A 17730-nucleotide genomic window follows, 5' to 3' on the forward strand; every position below is an offset into this window, starting at 1 on the left:
GCCCTCGTCTCCATCTTGTAAATAATATGAATTTTTTAGTAATTCTATCCAAAGGCGAAGGCGGCAAATCTCAACTGAATTTTCGTTTATATCTACGCCAAAAAGATTGTTTTCGATGATGTCTCTTTTGAGCTTGAAAAGGGCTTTTTGGATTTGCTGGTGTTGTGTATTTATTTTATACCCTGCCTCGCCTTGAATTTTAAGCCTTTCATAGCTAAAATTCTCAACGACAATTTCCTCGTTTTCAATGCGAAGTGCGGTTTTTGGTGCAGTAAAAAGCCCTAAATCATAATGAATTTGCACCATTTGATTTAAAACAGCTGCCATAAAATGCCCGCTACCAACAGCAGGATCGCAAATTTTAATGCCTTTTAAAAGGGCTTGATAATCTTTTATGCGTTGCTGTTTTTCGCCCTCGCTTAACCTTGAACGCTTTTGCCAAATGTTTTCATAAAGGCTTTCATAGCTTGAAATTTCGCTAAATTCAGGGCAATTTTCTTTGAATTTTTGCAAAACTACCCTTTCAAGGCTTTGCTTACTCATATAATTTGTGATCTCGCTTGGGGTGTAAAAACTGCCCTCTTGGTAGGCGTTTAGCCTTTCAAAAACATTTCCCAAAACGCTTGAATTTATGAGCGTGTCGCTTTCAAAGTCCTCTCCACTGCCAAAGTCGTAGCTGTTTAGAAAGTCTAAAATGGCTTTTAAGAGGGGCTTTTTGCCTTGATTTGGCAGGGTGATTTCTATTGCTTTTTCGCCTTTGTCTAGCTGATCGATGAAAATTAGCTCTTTTTCTTTCTCATTTGGGGTGAAAAGGGCTGAATTTAAGTAGGGTAAACCATAAAAGGCTGAATTTTTGTCCTTTCTTTCGTTTGGCTTGGTGTTGAAAATGTCAAAAAAGAGTGAATTGAGGGTAGAAAAGCCTTGAATTTTATTTGAGTTTAAAAAGCGAATTTGCCTTTTGTCTTTGTTGAAACGCACCAAATTTGCCTCAACTAGCTTTAAAAATAAAATGCGATTTAGCCAAATGATAATAAGGCAAATGACGGCTTCTTTGTCTTTTTGAATTTGAAGGCTTGAATTTGCAGAGCTTGAATTGTGTGTGCTTGAATTTAAATAGCTTGAATTTTTAGGACCTTCGCTTTGTGTGTTTGAACCGTTGTGGTTTGAATTTTTAGAGCTTTCGTTTTGAAACTGTGAATTTGAAAAGCTTGAATTTTTGCTAGTTTCGTTTTGAATGCTTGAATTTAAAAAGCTTAAATTCTGGCTTGGCAGTTTGGCTTTGCTGTGTAAAATGCTTTCAATGGCATTTGATAAAGACCCTTCAAGCCCACTTAAATCAAGCTTGTTTTTCTCGCTTTTAAGCCCTAAGAGATAGATTAGATCCTTGTAGAATTTTTCGTTGATTTGAGACTTCTCCTTTGTGAATTTTTCAAGTAAAAATTCAGAGGAAAAGGCTTTGTAGTAACGTTTTAGGGCTTTGGGGCTGTCTTTGGACTTGGTGTTTTCTTTGTTTGCTGTGTTGCTTTGTGAAGTGGCTTTGGTGGTGGCTGTGGTGGCAGATTGAGTCTCAGCAGTTGCGACAGTTGCGGTTTTAGTGCCTTCTTTGTCAGCATTTGAAATGGTGTAGCTTTGGGTTGAATTTAAAGTGGCTTTGGTGGTGGCTGTGGCAGTTTTAATGCCTTCTTTGTCGGTAGTGGCTGAATTTAAAGCGGTTTTAGTGTTTGATGTGTGGCTTTTTGAAAGGACTTTGTTTGCGGTTTTAGTGATGGCTGTGGCAGTTTTAATGCCTTCTTTGTCGGTAGTGGCTGAATTTAAAGCGGTTTTAGTGTTTGATGTGTGGCTTTTTGAAAGGACTTTGTTTGCGGTTTTGGTGTATGCTGTGCCTGCTGTGTCAGTTTTAATGCCTTCTTTGTCAGCAGTGGCTGAATTTGAAATAGTGTAGCTTTGGGCTGAATTTAAAGCGGTTTTGGTGTCAGCAGTGGCGGCGGTTTTGGCTGAATTTTCTTTGGCTTTTAGCTCTTTTTCTAGCGCGTCTAGCTCGTTTTTGATTATGCTTAAATCTAAATGCAAGGGGCTTAGCTTTGGCTCGCTAGAAAAATGATTTATGATGTGATTTTGAACGAAATATGTGTAATCATCGCTATTGAGATAGTCTTTTAACTCCTTGTAAAATTGGGCGTTTGTCTTTTGCTCGAATTTTTCCTTTTTTAAATCGCTGTTTGAAAGTATGGATTTATAGCTTTTATACAGGCTTTTTATGTCCTCGTTTTTATAAAAAAATCTCTCAAATTCGCTCTCTTTGAAAAAGAAAAAATGCCAAAAATCCGTGATGATGATGTATTTTACCTTAAAGGCTGTGTTCTTGCTTGTAGCCTTTTCTTTTTCTCTAAAATAGTATAAAATCGCCTCGTGCAAGGCTTTTTTGTTTATGTTGTTTGTGTCTATCATCTCGGCTGTGTTGTTTGGCTTTTTGGCTTCAAACAAAACGGCTATGTCGCCGTCCTTTTTTAGCACAAAATCCACAGCACCTGGGATTTTCTTAGCTTCTATACTTAGCTTTTGCCCTGCACTTATTTCGCCCTCATCGTAAGGCATTAGGATGTTGTAATCCTTGAATTTCTCAAAAAACTCTTTTTTTAGCACCTCTTGGACTAGGTCGTGTTCGTTTTTGTTCTCATCTAGTGCCTTTTGAAGTGCCTTGAAATAGCCTTTTAGGATATTTATAAAGGCAAGTTGAGCCTCGGGCTTTATTTTGGTGTTATAATAAAGCTCACCGCCTAGAAAGCTTTGAATTTCTAGCCTTTCTTGCCTACATTTAAATGGTAGCATTGTTGGTCCTTTTGAAATTTAAAAGCCCTTTAAACGCTTTTAAAGGGGATTTAAAAGGCTTTTAAAAAGAATTTTAATAAAAAGTCTAAATGGTTTTGAGCTTGAATTTTGCTGAATTTATGCACTTAAATGAGCAAAACAAAGTGCTTTTTTAAAAAAACATTAAAAAGCACAAAAGATCTTTTGAGAAAAAATCAAAAACGCAAAAAGATCGTTTTAAGCATTTAAATTCTAACAAGCATTTAGCTCAAAAATGCCTTTTCGCAACTAAAAAATTCAAAAATACGGTTTAGGCTCAAAAACACCAAGCATTTAAAATTCAAAAATGCCTTTTCGCAAACACAACAAATTCAAAAATGCCTTTTCGCAACTAAAAAATTCAAAAATACGGTTTAGGCTCAAAAACACCAAGCATTTAAAATTCTCACAATCATTTAGGCTCAAAAACACCAAGCATTTAAATTTCAAAAATGCCGCTTAAAAGCACAAAACAAAGTCTCAAAAGCCACTACTTCAAGCCCTTGATATGCTCGAAAAATAGTAATTTCCCGCTGTGAGCTTTTATATTTGCAAAGCTTTCCTCCTCAAATTCAAGCCCAAAGATAGAGGTGGTTGGAAAAGAGCTAAGAGTGCTTTTACTTAAAAGCTCGCAAAGCTCACGCATAGCTGGATTGTGTCCTACTATCAAACACTCATTAAAGGCATCATCTAAGCCCTTGATAAATTCAAAAAGCCCTCTACAACTAGCCTCATAAAGAGCCTTTTCAAAGATGATATTTTTCTCATCAAAGTTAAGTCCTTTAGCTAAAAGCCTTGCCGTTCTTGTCGTCCTTAAAGCAGCTGAGGAGATGATTTTTTCTACCTTAAAATCACGAGCACTTAGCCTTTTTAACATATCTTTGATCTCTTGTTCTCCCTTTGCGTTAAGATCCCTCTCATAATCCCTATCGTAGTTTTCTTGCTCAGCCTTAGCATGACGCATTAGATAAATTTTTTTCATCTTAAACCCCTTAAATTTCTAAATTTTGCAAAGCCATAACCGCATATGAAGCCAAAGATATGAGCATACCAGGCTATGTTTATGCCCATAAAAATAGGCACAAAACTCATAAGCAATATAGCAACTATCAATCCTTTTGTGCTGGATCTATCCACACAGGCATAATAGCCCATCAAAAGACAGATAGCACCACTAGCACCAACTACATTTACAAAACTATGAGTGTAGAGCGTGTCATAATACACATAAATAGCACTTAAAAAAGAACAAGCTATGCCTCCTATAAAATAAAGTAGGGCAAAACGCAAGGAGCCTAAATAACGCTCCAAAACCGAGCCAAACTGCCACAAAACTATCATATTTAAGGCTATGTGAGCTATGCTTCCGTGCATAAACATAGTGCTAAGAAGCTGCCACCAAAAGCCCTCGCTGAAAAAAAATATATTTAAACCAAGTAGGGTGCGAAGATGGGTTGAGGCATCGTAAGTGAGTATGAAAACTAGGACATTAAGAGCGATGAGAAAGCCACAAACCAAGGTTTACCTTTAAAATTAATGCCACATTATAGCATTTTTCTTAACTTGTGCTGTAAAAAATGACTGTTTTTGTTTTTAAGCACTTTTTAAGGAAAGTAGGGTGTTTGGGTTGTTGACTTGAATTTAAAAGTAGGGCATTTGGGTTGTTAAATTTATATTTTTGGCTTGAATTTAAAAAGGGGGCATTGTGGCTTTTTAATTTAAATTTAAAAAGAAGGTATTTGTATTTTTAGCTTGAATTTAAAAAATAGCATTTAGGCTTTTTGATTTCAATTTAAAAAAGTATTTAGATTTTTTGACTTAAAAAGAGAACACTGTGGCTTTTTAACTTCAATTTAAAAAAAGGATACTGTGGCTTGACTTTAATTTTAACTATTTAGTGGGCTTCATTTAGGACAAATTTCAATGGCTTTAACTTTAAGCAAGATCCCTTAAATAAGGCTTTGACTATAAAAATTTGAGGGCATTTAAAATTTAAAAGCTGGTTTAAGAGAGGCTTAAAATAGGGTGTTTAAATTTAAAAGCCTAGCTTAAAAATGGGTTTAAATTCAGCTTTAAATTCAGCTTTAAAATGCTTCTGAGATCTTTTTGATAAATTTTTTGGCTACCTTAAAGATAATTTTTTCTCATTTAGCAAAATTTAAGATAAATTTGTTTTTTATTTTAAAAGATCAAAGTATAAAATTCAAGCTCAGCAAAAGCTTTCAAGGCTCTTTTGTCTTTTATGTTTAAAAATCAAAGGCTTTAAAAAAAGTATTGATTTTAGACAAATATCATATTTGTCATACTAAGCATTTGCTAAGTATCTTTGAATTCAAAAAGAGATATTTCGTTTTCTATGAAAACTCAATATGACAAAGGCAAAAATTTTCATACTGAGCGTAGCGAAGAAACTCTTTTTTGAATTGCGAGATATTTTGGCTTTTGCAAAGCCTCAAATGATAAAGGCAAAAAGTCCCCCTCACTTGCAAAGGGGTAACATAGTAAATCCCCCTCACTTGCAAAGGGGGATTTTTTGCTTCGCAAGGCTCGCAACCCGTTGGGTGGGGGTGGGTCATTGCGAGGCAAAGCCGAAGCAATCCACAATACATCTTGTCATACTAAGCATTTGCTAAGTATCTTTGAATTCAAAAAGAGATATTTCGTTTTCTATGAAAACTCAATATGACAAAGGCAAAAATTTTCATACTGAGCGTAGCGAAGAAACTCTTTTTTGAATTGCGAGATATTTCGGCTTTTGCAAAGCCTCAAATGACAAAGGCAAAAATTTTCATACTGAGCCTGTGCTAAGTATCTCAAGCCTCCACTTCTCATTTTAAGCGAAGAATCCACGAATTTATTAAGATATGCTTTGATGGCTTCTTCGTCCGTAGGCTCAAAATGACAAATCAATACTTTTTTGAAAAAGACTAAATCAAAATGTGAAATATAAGCTCATTAAAAGCTCTAAAAGCCATAAAATTTCACACTTAATTTATACAACTCATATAAGATTATGGGTTAATATTTTGCAAGGATTAAATCTTGATTCAAAGGCTTGTTTTTATTTTTTTATTTGTTCTTCTTAGCTTAAAAGCAGATTTGATAATTTCTTCTGATGCCTTGCCCGAAAGGATCAAATCCTTTATACAAACACATTTTAAGGCTCAAATAGCTCTTGTGCAAATGGATAAAAAATCCTATGAAATCTATCTCACAGATGGCACTGAGCTTGAATTTGACACTCTTGGAAATTGGAAAGAAATAGAAAGCAAGTTAAGCCCCATAAGCTTTTCCATACTTCCTGCAAACATAGCAAGCATAATTCAAAAGCAGTTTCCACAAGCGATCTTAATAGAACTTGAAAGAAAGATCAATTACTACAAGATCAAGCTTTCAAATGGAATCAAGCTTAAAATTGACGCAAATGGGACTATTTTAAGTCAAAAATTCTAAACCTTTAAAGGCCTTTGGTGTTTGATCTTTTTCATATCAAGCAAGGTAGCTAGGACAAGCTTTTTAGCATAAACAAAAAGATTTTAAAATGAAATTTCTTTAAAAAGCCTAGCTTATTTGGCAAAAGAAGCTTCTCATATAAAGCCTGGGCAAATAAAATTTATCCTACTAAAACTTAGTCTCTCGGACAAACGCAATTTTGGCTCAAGATACTTTAATTTGATACAATATCATTTTAAAGTATGGAGAGCAAAATGAAAAACAAGTATATGATTCGCTCCCGAATTGTCTCAAAAGAAATTTAGGGAAATTTTGAAGTATTTTTGCCTTGATTTAGAGGCGAAAAAAATCGCAGAAATTTGCAAAATTTCTCGTGTTTGCGTGAATAGAATTTTGCGTGAAATTCGCATTTTGATAGCCAAAGAGTGTGAAAAAATCAGCAAGATGAGTGGTGAGATAGAAGTCGATGAAAGTTATTTCGGTGCAAAAAGAGTGCGTACAAAGCGTGGGCGTGGGGCTGGAAAAAAGACACCTGTGTTCGGTATGCTAAAACAAAATGGTTGCGTTTATACGCTCAAACACTTGCTCTGCGAAAGAGCTACTAGCTATCATAATGGACTTTGCAGAGCTTAACGAGTGTGAAATTTATAGTGATAGCTTCAAAGCTTATGATGGCTTGGTGGATTTGTGTGCAAAGGCACATTACAGGGTCAAACACGCCAAATTCGAGTTTGCAAAGGGACACAATCACATAAACGAAATAGAGAATTTCTGGGGCTTTGCAAAGTTTAGATTAGCTAAATTTAGGGGCATAAAAAAAGAAAATTTTGTGTTTCACTTAAAAGAAACAGAATTTAGATATAATACAAAAAATTTAGGACAAAATTCTCATCAAAATTTATTAAAGTTGATAAGAGAAAATCCTATTAAAGTATCTTGAGCCGAAATTTTTTCTATAAAGCCTAGCTTCTGTGTAAAACGAAGTTGTTTTGATGGCATAGTTTCTTCGGCAAAACGAAATTTCTTTAAAAAATTTAGTTTCTTTGGAAAACGAAGCTATTTTAATAAAGCCTCGCTTAGTCAGCAAAGAAAGCTTTTTAAAAAAGGCTCTTGCTTTGAGTTTTTGTGCCTTAGAAATTGAATTTTTCACAGTATAAATTTGACAAGCTTGTGTGAGAAACTTAATATTTTTCAAAAAAGATCTTTTTAAATTTACTCTACATTTTAAATTTGGCTTTTTTGTAAAGGGGCTGAATTTTAAGATCTTCTTGATGGCAAGATGTTTTTGAGTTGCTTTGAAACATAGGAGAAAGTGTTTTTCTTTTGAGTTTAAATTTGATTAGAATAGTTTTGGAATTTTTATGAAGGATTTTAAATTTAACAAAGGCTTAGAACAACAGTAAAAAACTAATGATAAAAGTTCTAAGCAGAATTTAAATTCAGCAAAGAAATAAAAGATCTTACAAGCCTTAAACACACTCAAATTTATAAGAACTACTGCTTAAATTCAGCTATTTTTTGAGAAAATTTTAGCGAAGCTCCTGTTTTAACTGTGAATTTAAGAAGGCTTTTTTGAGCTATGATGACTATGGTAGAGCCAAGCTCGAAATTGCCAAGCTCATCTCCTTTTTTAAAATGCAAATTCTCATAATTTTTTGTAAACTTTGAAGTGCTTTTGGCATTTGTTTGTATGCTCTCATCAAAAACAAAACGTATCTTGCCTACATTTAAGGCTCCCACAAAGACAAGCCAAAACAAGCTATCCTTGCTCTTGCATCTTAAAACCACCCTTTCATTTTTGCTGTAAAGATTTGAAATTTTTTCTAAGCATTTCGCGCTAACGCTAAAAAGCTCTCCTCTCACATAGCTAGCACTTAGAATTTGCAGATCACAAGGTGCGTGATAGCGGTGATAATCCCTTGGAGAAAGGTATAAATTTATGTATTCACAGCCTTTTGCAAGCTCGTTTTTTTCATAGGCTTCGTCTAAAAGCTCGTTTATGCTGTAGGTGTTGTTTTTAATGGAAAATGCCAAAAGCTCACTTTGAGCCTTAAAGGCTGATCCGCACTCAAAAACAGTGGCATCACAAGGGCTTATAAAGCCCTCTTCAAGCTCTCTTTGTTTTTCAAGCCTTCTGGTAAAAAGTGCGTTTAAGCTTTCATATTCGCTTAAAGGCTTAAATTCACTAAGATCTATATTAAACTGTTTTACATAGGCTAGATTTATCTTAGTTTGTAGCCATTTTGGAAATTTGATCCCAGCTATAAGCCCAAAAAGCCTTGATATATCCTTGCTAAATAACATCACACCCCCCTTAAATCCATACACACAATCTCACTTGGAGCTAAAAACCTCATAGCAGGTCCCCAAAAGCCAGCCCCACTGCTAACATAAAGCTTGTTTTTGTTTTCAAGCTCATAAAGCCCATACAAAAAGCCTTGCTGCAATAAAACAAGAGCCCCAAAAGGAAAGACCTGCCCTGCGTGAGTATGTCCGCTAAGAATTAGCTCAAAATCACTCATATCATAAAGACTAACAGTCTTTGGCTGATGAGCTAGTAAGATGCTTGGTGCATTTTTGTTTAGCTTAGCCCTTGTTGCTTCTAGATCAGGCTTTGCACCCAAGCGATCAGCACGAAGCCCTGCTAGATCTGCCATTCCTGCTATGTTTAAAAATCCCAAATTCACGCTTTCATTGATGAGTATGTGCATTTTTGTTGTTCTTAAAAGCTCTAAGACCCCATCAAGCCCTCTGTAATACTCGTGATTTCCAAGACAAAAAAAGACCCCATACTTGCTCTTAATCTCATCTAAAATGTGTATATAATCTATCTCCTTAGGCTTAGTATCTACTAAATCCCCTACAATCACTACCACATCAGCATCCAAGGCATTTATCTCATCAACCAAGCCTTGCAAAAACTCCCTATGCAAATTCTTACCCAAATGCACATCGCTAATCATAACAAGCCTTGTGTTTTGAGTTAATTTAGGCAGATCTAGCTTAAGATAGCGAGTCTTAGGTATGCTCATAGCATTGCTCCAGCCCTTAAACACAGAGCCTATGGCAAAGATAAGCAAGGAAAGATTAAAGATAAGCTTGATACTGGCCCTTCTGCTTTCATCAAAGGGGCTTTTTGAGGACAGTTTAAGATAAAACTTCACAAGCAAACGCAAAAGATCGGCAAAAACAGTGATGAAAAAGAAGAAATAAGTAGGTGCAAAGGCGTGGGCAAGGACATTGTAAATCTCGCTACTAAAGCGGTCATCTGCTCTAAACATCAAAAAGGCAGTTTGAGCTATGAATAGTAAGATAAAAAGTGCAATTAAATAAAATTTATGAGCTTTTAAAAAGGGTATTTGCATAAATAAACGTTTGTAAATATAAACATTTGCAAGGCTAAATACAGCCAAAAAAGCCAAAGAAAAAAGAAAAAAAACCCACCACATAAAAAAATTTTAACAAAAACAGTTTAATTCTTAGTAAAGCCTTGAATTTTACTTAGCCTAAAAGGCTATTTTGTAAAAAGCTTTGTCATATCAATGGGCTTAACACACTTTAATGTGATGCTTTTTTATAATTGTGAGCAAGATTTTGTATAAGTTGGCGGATTTTTATATAAATGAATGGAGTGCGTAGCAAGATACAATTAAGATCTAAATTTTCTTTTAAATAAACTGTCTTTAAATTCCAAGCCTTTGCGTTTAGCTTGTCGCAAGCTTAAAAGGCTATAATGTCATAAAAGGGGCAAAAATGCGTTTGAATTCCCAAAAAGACTTGACTTTTATTGATTTATTTGCAGGTGTGGGTGGATTTCATTTGGCACTTACTTTGGGATTTAAGACTGCAATGAACGAGAGAGAGAAATTCTCGTGTGGTAATTTAAACCTAAACACCACAAATTCGTAACCAAAATGCCTTTTTGCAAGCGAGATTGATTTAAACGCACAAAAAACCTACGCCCTGAATTTCCCTAGCACAGAGCTTTTTGGCGACATTACAAAGAAAGAAATTCAAGCAAAAATCCCTAAAAATTTTGACATTTTATGCGGGGGCTTTCCTTGATAGGCTTTAGCATCGCAGGCTATCAAAAGGGCTTTGCCAACACTCGTGGCACGCTTTTTTTGGGACCTCAAAAATCGCCAAAACACACCGCCTTTAAGTGCTTTTTTTAGAAAATGTTAAAAATCTCAAAAACCACGACAAAAAACACACCTTTGCAAGCATAAAAAACGCCTTGCAAGCCCTAGATTACGCCGTTTTTAGCGAGGTGTTAAATTCAGCAAATTTTGCAAAAAATTTGGCAAAAATGCCAAAAATTCAAAGCTTTGGCGACCACATAATAGCGATGAGCTTTGTTATTTTGGGGCTTAAATGCGGCGTAGAAATTGACGAGCGTGAGTGCATAAACACTTCCTTTCCAAATTTTTTAAGCATACTCAAAGATTTAGGGGTGGTTATTGGAACATAAATCTTGTGTTTAGATCAGTAATTGTTATATTTTTTTTAGCTATAATTATGCTTATTTAAACAAAGGCAAGGATACAAATATAGTATGCAAAAGGTTAAACTAGCAACAGCATTCAGTGGCATTGGAGCGATAGAACACGCATTCAAAAGACTAAATATACCCCACGAGATAATTTTTGCCTGTGATATAAACAAATTTGTAAAAGAAAGCTATTTGGCAAACTACAAAATCAAGCAAAATCAATGGTTTGACGATATAAACGATATTCCAGCTAAAAATTTTAGTGGCAAGGTTGATTTTTTAATGGGCGGTAGTCCTTGTCAGTCTTTTTCTAGCGTGGGTAAAAGAGAGGGTTTAAAGGATGATAGGGGGAATTTGGTTTTTAGTTTTATAGATTTGATTGATGAAATTCAGCCTAGTGTTTTTATGTTTGAAAATGTAAAAGGCTTGTTAATTCATAACAAGGGCGAAACCTTTAAGTATATTTTAAAAGAATTTGAAAGCACGGGCTATAAAATTTTTTATCAAGTTTTAAACGCAAAGGACTATGGAATTCCGCAAAATAGAGAAAGATTATATCTTGTAGGTTTTAAGGATTTTAATTTTGCCTTTGAATTTCCACAAAAAATGGAGTTAAAATATAAAGTTAAGGATTTTTTGCAAGACAAGGCAGATATGAAGTATTATCTTGGCAAAAAAGGCGTTGAATTTGTAACGGGTAGGGCAAACCATAAATACAAATGTCAAATAAACGGCGATATTGCTTTATGTCAAAAATCAAATCAACAATTTAATTGGCACGGCGACTTCGTGCAAGAAGAGGGCGAAGCTGTAAATGAAAAATACTTTTTGAGCGAGGCTGTTAAAAGCTATGTTTTAAAAAGTGGCACAAAGGGCTTTTATTCAAAACCTGAAACTGATTTAGATATAGCTAGACCGCTTTTAAGCACTATGGGAAGTATGCATAGAGCCGGCGTGGATAATTACTTTACTTATGGAGATAGAATTCGCAAATTAACGCCAAGAGAGTGTTTGAGGCTAATGGGCTTTGATGATGACTTTAAAATAGTAGTTAGTGATACTCAAATGTATAAACAAGCTGGAAATAGTATTGTTGTAAATGTGTTAATGGCAATCCTACAAAATATCTACAAGGAAATTGATGGCAACTAATAGGCTAAAAATAATCGATGCACTTGAAATCAATTTTGTTGATAGTTGTGCTAGAAAAGAATTTAAACTAAATACAAGTGGCGAACAAGCACCGGGCAAAACAAAAGGTGTAGGTGAAAAACGCTTATATATATCAAACACAAAAGATTCTAGTGAATATGATACATTTTTTGAATTTGATAAATTAAGATATTTTTTCTTTAAAAAGAGTGATTTAGTGCAGTATATAAAAGACGCAAAAGATGAGTATTTGCACCCTACACAAAATTATTTGCAAGATATTAGTGAATTTTACGAGACAAATTATAATTTAATTTTGGGTTTAAAAGATGAATATATAAAATTTCAATTTTCAAGAACACACGACAGCCAAAATAGATATTATTTGGTATTAGTTGGCAATAAACGCAAAAATAACCTAAATAGAATAGCATATTCTTATCTTTTGGATATTTGTTTGCCACGAGTTACCAAATTTAATTTTGTAAAAATGCAAAACGAAAATAATGGTGAAATTTTTGTATATTTGAAACCAAATTTTGTTAGTAGCACAAAAATTGAGGAATTTGTTTTAAGCGAAAAAGCGAAAAGGCGGCAAGATAAAGAAAAAACAAGAAAACATCAATCAACTTATCGCTTTGAACTCTTAAATACAATGCCATTTTGTGTTATTAGTGAAGTTGCTGATGATAGAATTTTGATAGCTTGTCATATTAAACCTTTTGCAAAATGTAATGAAATAGAAGAGTTTGATGAAAATAATGGCATAATTTTAACGCCCACTTATCACTATTTGTTTGATATAGGTTTCATCAGTTTTGATGAAAATGCAAATTTAATAGTATCTGATTTTCTCTCAAAACGCAACCAAGATAAACTACACATTAAAACAGGACAAGCAAGCAAAATCAAAAACACAACAAAAAGACAAGAGTATTTAAAATATCATAGAAACAACATATTTCAAAGAGTTAATGTGGATAGTGATATATTGATTAAATAAACTATTTTCGCAAATTTCAAAGTATCTTTAACTTTTTTTAGAACTTTCAAAAAAATTCAGCAAAAAGGACAAAAAATGAAAAACATCCTAATTTTACCGCTATTTTTAAGCCTTTGCTGGTGTGAAGCAAAAGTCGAAGCAAATGCCGAAGTAAGGGTAGAAACAAAGGTTGAAGTGAGTGCTGGTAGCACCAAGCAGGACACGAGCAAGCGTGAAAGCTCATCAAAGCCCAAAAAATCACAAAAAGGCGAGTGGTGATAATAGAACTTGCCAAAAATTATGCCTTTAAAGTGGGCGATTAAAAAAGCCAAGCATTTACAAAACGCCGCCACCGTAGCCGGGCTAATTCACAATCCAGCCGAAATTAACCGCTTGCAGCAAAAGCTCAATATCAAAACCCCATAATTTAAGAGATAAAAAATAGCTACACCGAATTTAAAGCAAAATTCACAGTTTTGCAAAATTACAAAAAATACCTTGAATTTCAAGCAAAAATTCACAAAAAAATCAGTGTTTAACTTCAAAATTCACGCTCTATTATTTGATGTTTTTAAAGCCAAAAAATCGCTTTATAAAATGACTCAAAATAGGATAGCAAAAGTGCGAACTTTATGGCGAATTTTGGCAAAAAATTTGTTGAGTTTTGCAAGTTGTTTGTGGGTATAAAAATTCACAAATCCGCTAAAATGTTCTAGCTTTTTTAGCTCTTTTAATTCACTACTAGCTATTTCAAGTCGTTTGATATAATCGCCCTTTACAGAATGATACAAGCATTTATCAGGGCTTTCAAAAAGTCTAGTGGTGTTTAAGTCGATTTCAGCTAGCCTCATTTTGTCGTGGCTTTTCAAGGACTTTGCACTAAAGCCTAGTCTCATACATTCTGTGGCGACAAAAAGCTCGTTATTTGGCCATACCTTGCGGATTTTTGAGGGCTTTATAAATTCCTTGTGTTGTGCCACTCGCCTTTGATAAAGCTCATCCACAAGCCTTGTGCTCATCCTTGGTGCAGGAAAAAAACAGCCATAAATTTCATTACGCTCATAAAGCCACTGTGTGTCAGCTATCCAAAACCACTTGCTATTAGGCACTTCTTTGCGAAATTGTGAAACTATCAAATCCGTCTTATCCTCCGCATACTCGGCAAAAAAGCTAGCATAAGTTCTGTCATTGTAAAAGCAGTCATAGTCAAAATGCCAGTAAAAATCAAAGCCCGCAAAATAGTGCTTCATTATGTAAAATGTGTAATCTCCATTGTGCCACAGACACTTGGCAATGCTTGTGTTTTGTTTTTCAAAGGCGTTAAGGGGCAAGGAAAAATCTTTCAAAGTTTGCTCGTAGCAAAGTAGGGCAGGGACCTTGGCGCCGTCAAATTCTAATTCTTGCACGGGGATTTTTGTGCTATCTTTTATGATATTTTTGCTATTGTCGATAAAAAGAGCAACTTTTAAATGCTCATTTTCAGCTGCTTTTAGCTTTTTTAACTCGCTAATTACGCCCTCATTTAGTGTGTGAGTTTGTATAAAGGCAAGGGTTTTCATTTAAAATCCTTGCGTGGTGTGAATTTTTGCGAGAGTTTGAGTAAAAATGCTCGAGATTTTGCTTGAATTTTTTGTAAAACTAGATCTAACTTTGTGTTTTAAATAAAAATTAAATTTTTGTGTGAATTTTTTGGCTAAATTTGCTAAATTTCTTAGAAAATTTAGAAATAAACCGTGTTTTGGATTTGTGTTGAAAATTTCTAGAATTTGTGTTTTAGATTTAAAATGAAATTGGGCGAAACCTTGTGTAATTTCAATGAATTTTAAGGCTATTTTGCTACTTTTGCTACCATAAAAGTAGTGGGGTTTTACTCTCTCTCTCTCTCTCGTTTTGTGCTCGTTAATTGTGTTTATACCAGCATTTAGCTTAAAGCAAATGTAAAACATAGCCCATCCTTTTGAATTTTGTGAATTTTTTGCGAAATCTTGCAAAATAGCTGAAATTTTAACAAAAATTCACAAAAAAGCTTGCAAAAATTCATATTTTATTCTCAAAATTTGATAAAAATTCAAAAATTAAGAGTAAAATTCTAGCATTTGAAATCCAAATTTCAATGTTAGTTTGCAAAAAGGAAACCCCGTGATAATAGAACTTGCTGAAAATTATGGCTTTTGCTTTGGAGTAAAAAGGGCGATTAAAAAAGCAGAGCAGATACAAAACGCCGCTACCATAGGCGAGCTAATCCACAACCCAGCTGAAATTAACCGCTTGCAGCAAAACTTCAATGTCAAAACCCTCAAAGACATAAGGGCTTTAAGCGATGAAAAAAAGGCGATTATCCGCACTCACGGCATCACAAAGGGCGATTTGGCTGAGCTTCGCAAAAAGGACATTGAAATCATCGATGCCACCTGCCCCTTCGTTACCAAGCCCCAGCAAATTTGCGAAAAGATGAGTGCTGAGGGCTACGATGTGGTAATCTTTGGCGATGAAAATCACCCAGAGGTAAAGGGCGTGAAAAGCTATGTAAGCACGAGAGCCTTTGTGGTGCTTGATGAGAGCGAGTTAGAGGGCATTAAACTGCCCTCAAAAATCGCCGTGGTAAGTCAAACCACAAAAAAACCCGAGCTTTTTGCAAAGATAGTGAGCTTCTTGCTGCTTCGTTGCAAGGAGGTGCGTGTCTTTAACACCATCTGCGATGCGACCTTTAAAAATCAAGATGCCATCTTAAAACTTTCTCAAAAAAGCGATGTGATGATAATCGTTGGAGGCAAGAACTCAGCCAACACAAAGCAACTTTTCCTCATCTCAAAGGCTAACTGCGAGCATAGCTACTTAATCGAAACTGAAAAAGAGCTTGAAAAGGCGTGGTTTGAGGGCAAGAAGCATTGCGGCGTTAGTGCTGGGGCTAGCACGCCGGACTGGATAATCAAAAATGTAGTGGCGAGGATTAGGGAATTTGGGTGAATTTTTTGAGCGTTTTTGGTGTTGAATTTTGGCTTTAAAGTGTGAATTTTTTTTTGGGGTTTTTGGATAAATTTTGGTTTTTTGCAGGCTTTGGAATTCGGCTTGGCTCGTCTTTCGGCGATAAATCGCTTTTAACAAACTTCGGCAGACCGCTACCGCTTTTAGTCTAGCCTCGTTTGCCAAAAGCGATTTCTCGCTCGAAATACTGCACCTTGATTTTAAATTCACGGAAAATTCACGCTTTTTTGCAAAAGCCTGAATTTTCGCCTTTGTTTTAAGCATTTTTGTAAATTTTGGCGACAAAATGCGTGAATTTTCTTTGTAATTTTAATCGTTTTGTGAATTTTTGTATGAATTTTATGGCAAATGTTAAAGCCCCCTCCCTTGCGGAGGGGGTTGGGGGTGGGTATTTTGCGTAGCAAAAAGCGAAAATTTAAACAAAATTCAAAGAAAATTGCTGAATTTTGTCCAAAAATTCACGCTTTCAAACAAAATTGTGAATTTTAGCATTAAAAAGCCTGAATTTTCGCCTTTATTTTAAGCATTTTTGTGAATTTTAACGCAAAAAAGCGTGGATTTTCACGCCGTGTCGTCATTGCGAGCAGTTTTTGCAAAAAACTGCGTGGCAATCCACAAATTCAAAAAAGCTTAAAATTCAGGCTTTAAAAACCCCCTCACTTTTGCCTTGGCTTGTGCCTTGCAACCCAACGGGTGCGAAGCAAAACATACTGCACCTTAAATTTAAATTCATGGAAAATTCAGACTTTGCCTAAATTTTCGCTTTCGTTTTGGCGTTTTTGAAATGGCATTTTGCGAATTTTTTTTTAAAAAAAACCACGCTTTGCACAAAAAGCCCCCTCCCTTGCGGAGGGGTTTGGGGGTGGGTATTTTGCGTAGCAAAAAGCGAAAATTTAAACAAAATTCAAAGAAAATTCACAAGTTTCATCAAAATAAGCACTGAATTTGTCTAAAAATTCAGCGACAATTCAGCCCTTTTGCGAATTTTAAATACAATTCAAGGAAAATTGCTGAATTTGTTTAAAATTTCAGCAAAAAGCTAAGCAAAACATCCAAAAATTCACGCTTTCAAACAAAATTGTAAATTGTAACACCAAAAAGCCTAAATTTTCGCCTTTGTTTTAAGCATTTTTGTGAATTTTAGCGTTAAAAAGCGTGAATTTTCACGCCGCGTTGTCATTGCGAGCAGTTTTTGCAAAAAACTGCGTGGCAATCCACAAATTCAAAAAAGCTTAAAATTTAGACTTTAAAAGCCCCTCACTTTTGCTTTGTCTTGTGCCTTGCAACCAGCTCTGTGCGGAGGGGGTTTTTGCTTCGCAAGGCTTGCAACCGGTGAGGGTGGGTATTTTGTCTTCGCAAAATTATCAAGGCTCAAGACAACTTAAGCAGATTTTTTCTTATCAACTTTAATAAATTTTGATAAATATTTTGTCTCAAAATTTTCGTCTTAATTCTGTTTCCTTTAAATGAAGGACAAAATTTTCCTTTTTAATTCCTTTAAATTTGCTTAATCTATGCTTGGCAAAGCCCCAGAAATTCTCAATTGCATTTATGTGATTTGTGCCCTTTGCAAACTCATTTTCCCTGTGTCTTACTCTATAACTTTACTCCTTCTTGCAAAGTTACGAGTGCGTAGCACGAAGTAAAAAATCAACTAAACCATCATAAATAGCCAAGCAATCACTATAAAATTCTGTCTTGCTCATATCACTCAAATCCCATAGGTAATAGCTCGCTAGCAGAGCAAGCTTTTACAATCTGAGTATAAACTTGCCCATTTCGTTTTAGCATATCTTCTCGCAGAGTTACGAGTGTGTAA

18 protein-coding genes and 4 pseudogenes are annotated in these 17730 nt (G+C 34.9%); 12 read left to right on the plus strand and 10 right to left on the minus strand.

Annotation, left to right across the window (positions count from 1 at the left end):
- The 5 genes from DMC01_RS10245 to DMC01_RS10265 form a co-directional block, all read right to left on the minus strand.
- Positions 1-2829 (minus strand): type IIG restriction enzyme/methyltransferase (locus tag DMC01_RS10245; RefSeq protein ID WP_427846120.1); only part of this gene is annotated, 2829 nt, incomplete at its 3' end.
- 508 nt (positions 2830-3337) lie between these two features.
- Positions 3338-3829, minus strand: a complete 492-nt coding sequence (locus DMC01_RS10250; protein ID WP_142694129.1) for a SixA phosphatase family protein — start codon at positions 3827-3829, stop codon at positions 3338-3340.
- Complete coding sequence (locus tag DMC01_RS10255; RefSeq protein ID WP_142694130.1) at positions 3826-4365, minus strand: rhomboid family intramembrane serine protease; 540 nt, start codon at positions 4363-4365, stop codon at positions 3826-3828. Before DMC01_RS10255 ends, DMC01_RS10250 begins: the two co-directional genes overlap by 4 nt.
- Before the next feature lie 836 nt (positions 4366-5201).
- Positions 5202-5456 carry a hypothetical protein gene (locus DMC01_RS10260; RefSeq protein WP_142694131.1) on the minus strand — a complete coding sequence of 85 codons (255 nt, stop codon included), beginning with the start codon at positions 5454-5456 and terminating at the stop codon, positions 5202-5204.
- Positions 5457-5514: 58 nt separating this feature from the next.
- Positions 5515-5757 carry a hypothetical protein gene (locus DMC01_RS10265; protein ID WP_142694132.1) on the minus strand — a complete coding sequence of 81 codons (243 nt, stop codon included), beginning with the start codon at positions 5755-5757 and terminating at the stop codon, positions 5515-5517.
- A gap of 132 nt (positions 5758-5889) precedes the next feature.
- On the opposite strand from DMC01_RS10265, the gene DMC01_RS10270 reads away from it, so the two are divergent.
- Together DMC01_RS10270 and DMC01_RS10275 are read left to right on the plus strand one after the other, a co-directional pair.
- Positions 5890-6300: a PepSY-like domain-containing protein gene (locus tag DMC01_RS10270; RefSeq protein WP_427846121.1), complete on the plus strand. Its 411-nt coding sequence runs from the start codon at positions 5890-5892 to the stop codon at positions 6298-6300.
- A 242-nt stretch (positions 6301-6542) separates the two neighbouring features.
- Positions 6543-7240 (plus strand): annotated as a pseudogene (locus DMC01_RS10275) (IS1595 family transposase).
- 554 nt (positions 7241-7794) lie between these two features.
- Here DMC01_RS10275 and DMC01_RS10280 read toward each other — a convergent pair.
- Positions 7795-8604 (minus strand): phosphatidylserine decarboxylase, encoded by an 810-nt coding sequence (locus DMC01_RS10280; protein ID WP_142694142.1) that lies wholly within the window; start codon positions 8602-8604, stop codon positions 7795-7797.
- On the minus strand, positions 8604-9749 hold the full coding sequence (locus DMC01_RS10285) for a metallophosphoesterase (protein WP_142694133.1): 1146 nt from the start codon (positions 9747-9749) through the stop codon (positions 8604-8606). Before DMC01_RS10285 ends, DMC01_RS10280 begins: the two co-directional genes overlap by 1 nt.
- Positions 9750-10053: 304 nt before the next feature.
- Between DMC01_RS10285 and DMC01_RS10290 the strand changes: the two genes are divergently transcribed.
- The 7 genes and pseudogenes from DMC01_RS10290 (at position 10054) to DMC01_RS10310 (ending at position 13205) form a co-directional block, all read left to right on the plus strand.
- A complete protein-coding gene (locus DMC01_RS10290) occupies positions 10054-10209 on the plus strand; it encodes a DNA cytosine methyltransferase (RefSeq protein WP_142694134.1) in 156 nt (51 codons plus the stop codon).
- A 54-nt stretch (positions 10210-10263) separates the two neighbouring features.
- A complete protein-coding gene (locus tag DMC01_RS16035) occupies positions 10264-10365 on the plus strand; it encodes a DNA cytosine methyltransferase (RefSeq protein ID WP_282432303.1) in 102 nt (33 codons plus the stop codon).
- 97 nt (positions 10366-10462) lie between these two features.
- Positions 10463-10531: pseudogene (locus tag DMC01_RS16040) on the plus strand (hypothetical protein); the annotation flags it as partial.
- 75 nt (positions 10532-10606) lie between these two features.
- A pseudogene (locus tag DMC01_RS10295) lies at positions 10607-10771 on the plus strand (3-phosphoshikimate 1-carboxyvinyltransferase); the annotation flags it as partial.
- An 84-nt stretch (positions 10772-10855) separates the two neighbouring features.
- Entirely contained in the window at positions 10856-11944 is a 1089-nt protein-coding gene (locus DMC01_RS10300; protein WP_142694135.1) for a DNA cytosine methyltransferase, read from the plus strand.
- Entirely contained in the window at positions 11934-12947 is a 1014-nt protein-coding gene (locus tag DMC01_RS10305; protein ID WP_142694136.1) for an HNH endonuclease, read from the plus strand. Before DMC01_RS10300 ends, DMC01_RS10305 begins: the two co-directional genes overlap by 11 nt.
- 75 nt (positions 12948-13022) lie before the next feature.
- Complete coding sequence (locus DMC01_RS10310; protein ID WP_142694137.1) at positions 13023-13205, plus strand: hypothetical protein; 183 nt, start codon at positions 13023-13025, stop codon at positions 13203-13205.
- A gap of 323 nt (positions 13206-13528) precedes the next feature.
- Here DMC01_RS10310 and DMC01_RS10315 read toward each other — a convergent pair whose 3' ends face one another.
- Positions 13529-14485 carry a hypothetical protein gene (locus DMC01_RS10315; protein WP_142694138.1) on the minus strand — a complete coding sequence of 319 codons (957 nt, stop codon included), beginning with the start codon at positions 14483-14485 and terminating at the stop codon, positions 13529-13531.
- Positions 14486-14872 carry a hypothetical protein gene (locus DMC01_RS10320; RefSeq protein WP_142694139.1) on the minus strand — a complete coding sequence of 129 codons (387 nt, stop codon included), beginning with the start codon at positions 14870-14872 and terminating at the stop codon, positions 14486-14488.
- A gap of 193 nt (positions 14873-15065) precedes the next feature.
- Between DMC01_RS10320 and DMC01_RS10325 the strand changes: the two genes are divergently transcribed.
- The 3 genes from DMC01_RS10325 (at position 15066) to DMC01_RS13690 (ending at position 16864) form a co-directional block, all read left to right on the plus strand.
- Positions 15066-15893: a 4-hydroxy-3-methylbut-2-enyl diphosphate reductase gene (locus tag DMC01_RS10325; RefSeq protein WP_142694140.1), complete on the plus strand. Its 828-nt coding sequence runs from the start codon at positions 15066-15068 to the stop codon at positions 15891-15893.
- Between the two features lie 608 nt (positions 15894-16501).
- Positions 16502-16666, plus strand: a complete 165-nt coding sequence (locus DMC01_RS13685; protein WP_185908867.1) for a hypothetical protein — start codon at positions 16502-16504, stop codon at positions 16664-16666.
- Between the two features lie 24 nt (positions 16667-16690).
- Positions 16691-16864, plus strand: coding sequence for a hypothetical protein (locus DMC01_RS13690; protein ID WP_185908868.1), 174 nt, complete (start codon positions 16691-16693; stop codon positions 16862-16864).
- 418 nt (positions 16865-17282) lie between these two features.
- On the opposite strand, the pseudogene DMC01_RS16765 reads toward DMC01_RS13690, so the two are convergent.
- A pseudogene (locus DMC01_RS16765) lies at positions 17283-17730 on the minus strand (hypothetical protein); the annotation flags it as partial.

The organism is Campylobacter troglodytis, assembly GCF_006864425.1.
Taxonomy (GTDB): Bacteria; Campylobacterota; Campylobacteria; order Campylobacterales; family Campylobacteraceae; genus Campylobacter_D; species Campylobacter_D troglodytis.

Coding starts and splice junctions, on each gene's coding strand:
- DMC01_RS10250 (WP_142694129.1), bottom strand. CDS start 3,829: ATGAAAAAAATTTATCTAATGCGTCATGCTAAGGCTGAGCAAGAAAAC.
- DMC01_RS10260 (WP_142694131.1), bottom strand. CDS start 5,456: ATGTATTGTGGATTGCTTCGGCTTTGCCTCGCAATGACCCACCCCCAC.
- DMC01_RS10280 (WP_142694142.1), bottom strand. CDS start 8,604: ATGTTATTTAGCAAGGATATATCAAGGCTTTTTGGGCTTATAGCTGGG.
- DMC01_RS10285 (WP_142694133.1), bottom strand. CDS start 9,749: ATGTGGTGGGTTTTTTTTCTTTTTTCTTTGGCTTTTTTGGCTGTATTT.
- DMC01_RS10290 (WP_142694134.1), top strand. CDS start 10,054: ATGCGTTTGAATTCCCAAAAAGACTTGACTTTTATTGATTTATTTGCA.
- DMC01_RS10300 (WP_142694135.1), top strand. CDS start 10,856: ATGCAAAAGGTTAAACTAGCAACAGCATTCAGTGGCATTGGAGCGATA.
- DMC01_RS10305 (WP_142694136.1), top strand. CDS start 11,934: ATGGCAACTAATAGGCTAAAAATAATCGATGCACTTGAAATCAATTTT.
- DMC01_RS10310 (WP_142694137.1), top strand. CDS start 13,023: ATGAAAAACATCCTAATTTTACCGCTATTTTTAAGCCTTTGCTGGTGT.
- DMC01_RS10315 (WP_142694138.1), bottom strand. CDS start 14,485: ATGAAAACCCTTGCCTTTATACAAACTCACACACTAAATGAGGGCGTA.
- DMC01_RS10320 (WP_142694139.1), bottom strand. CDS start 14,872: ATGTTTTACATTTGCTTTAAGCTAAATGCTGGTATAAACACAATTAAC.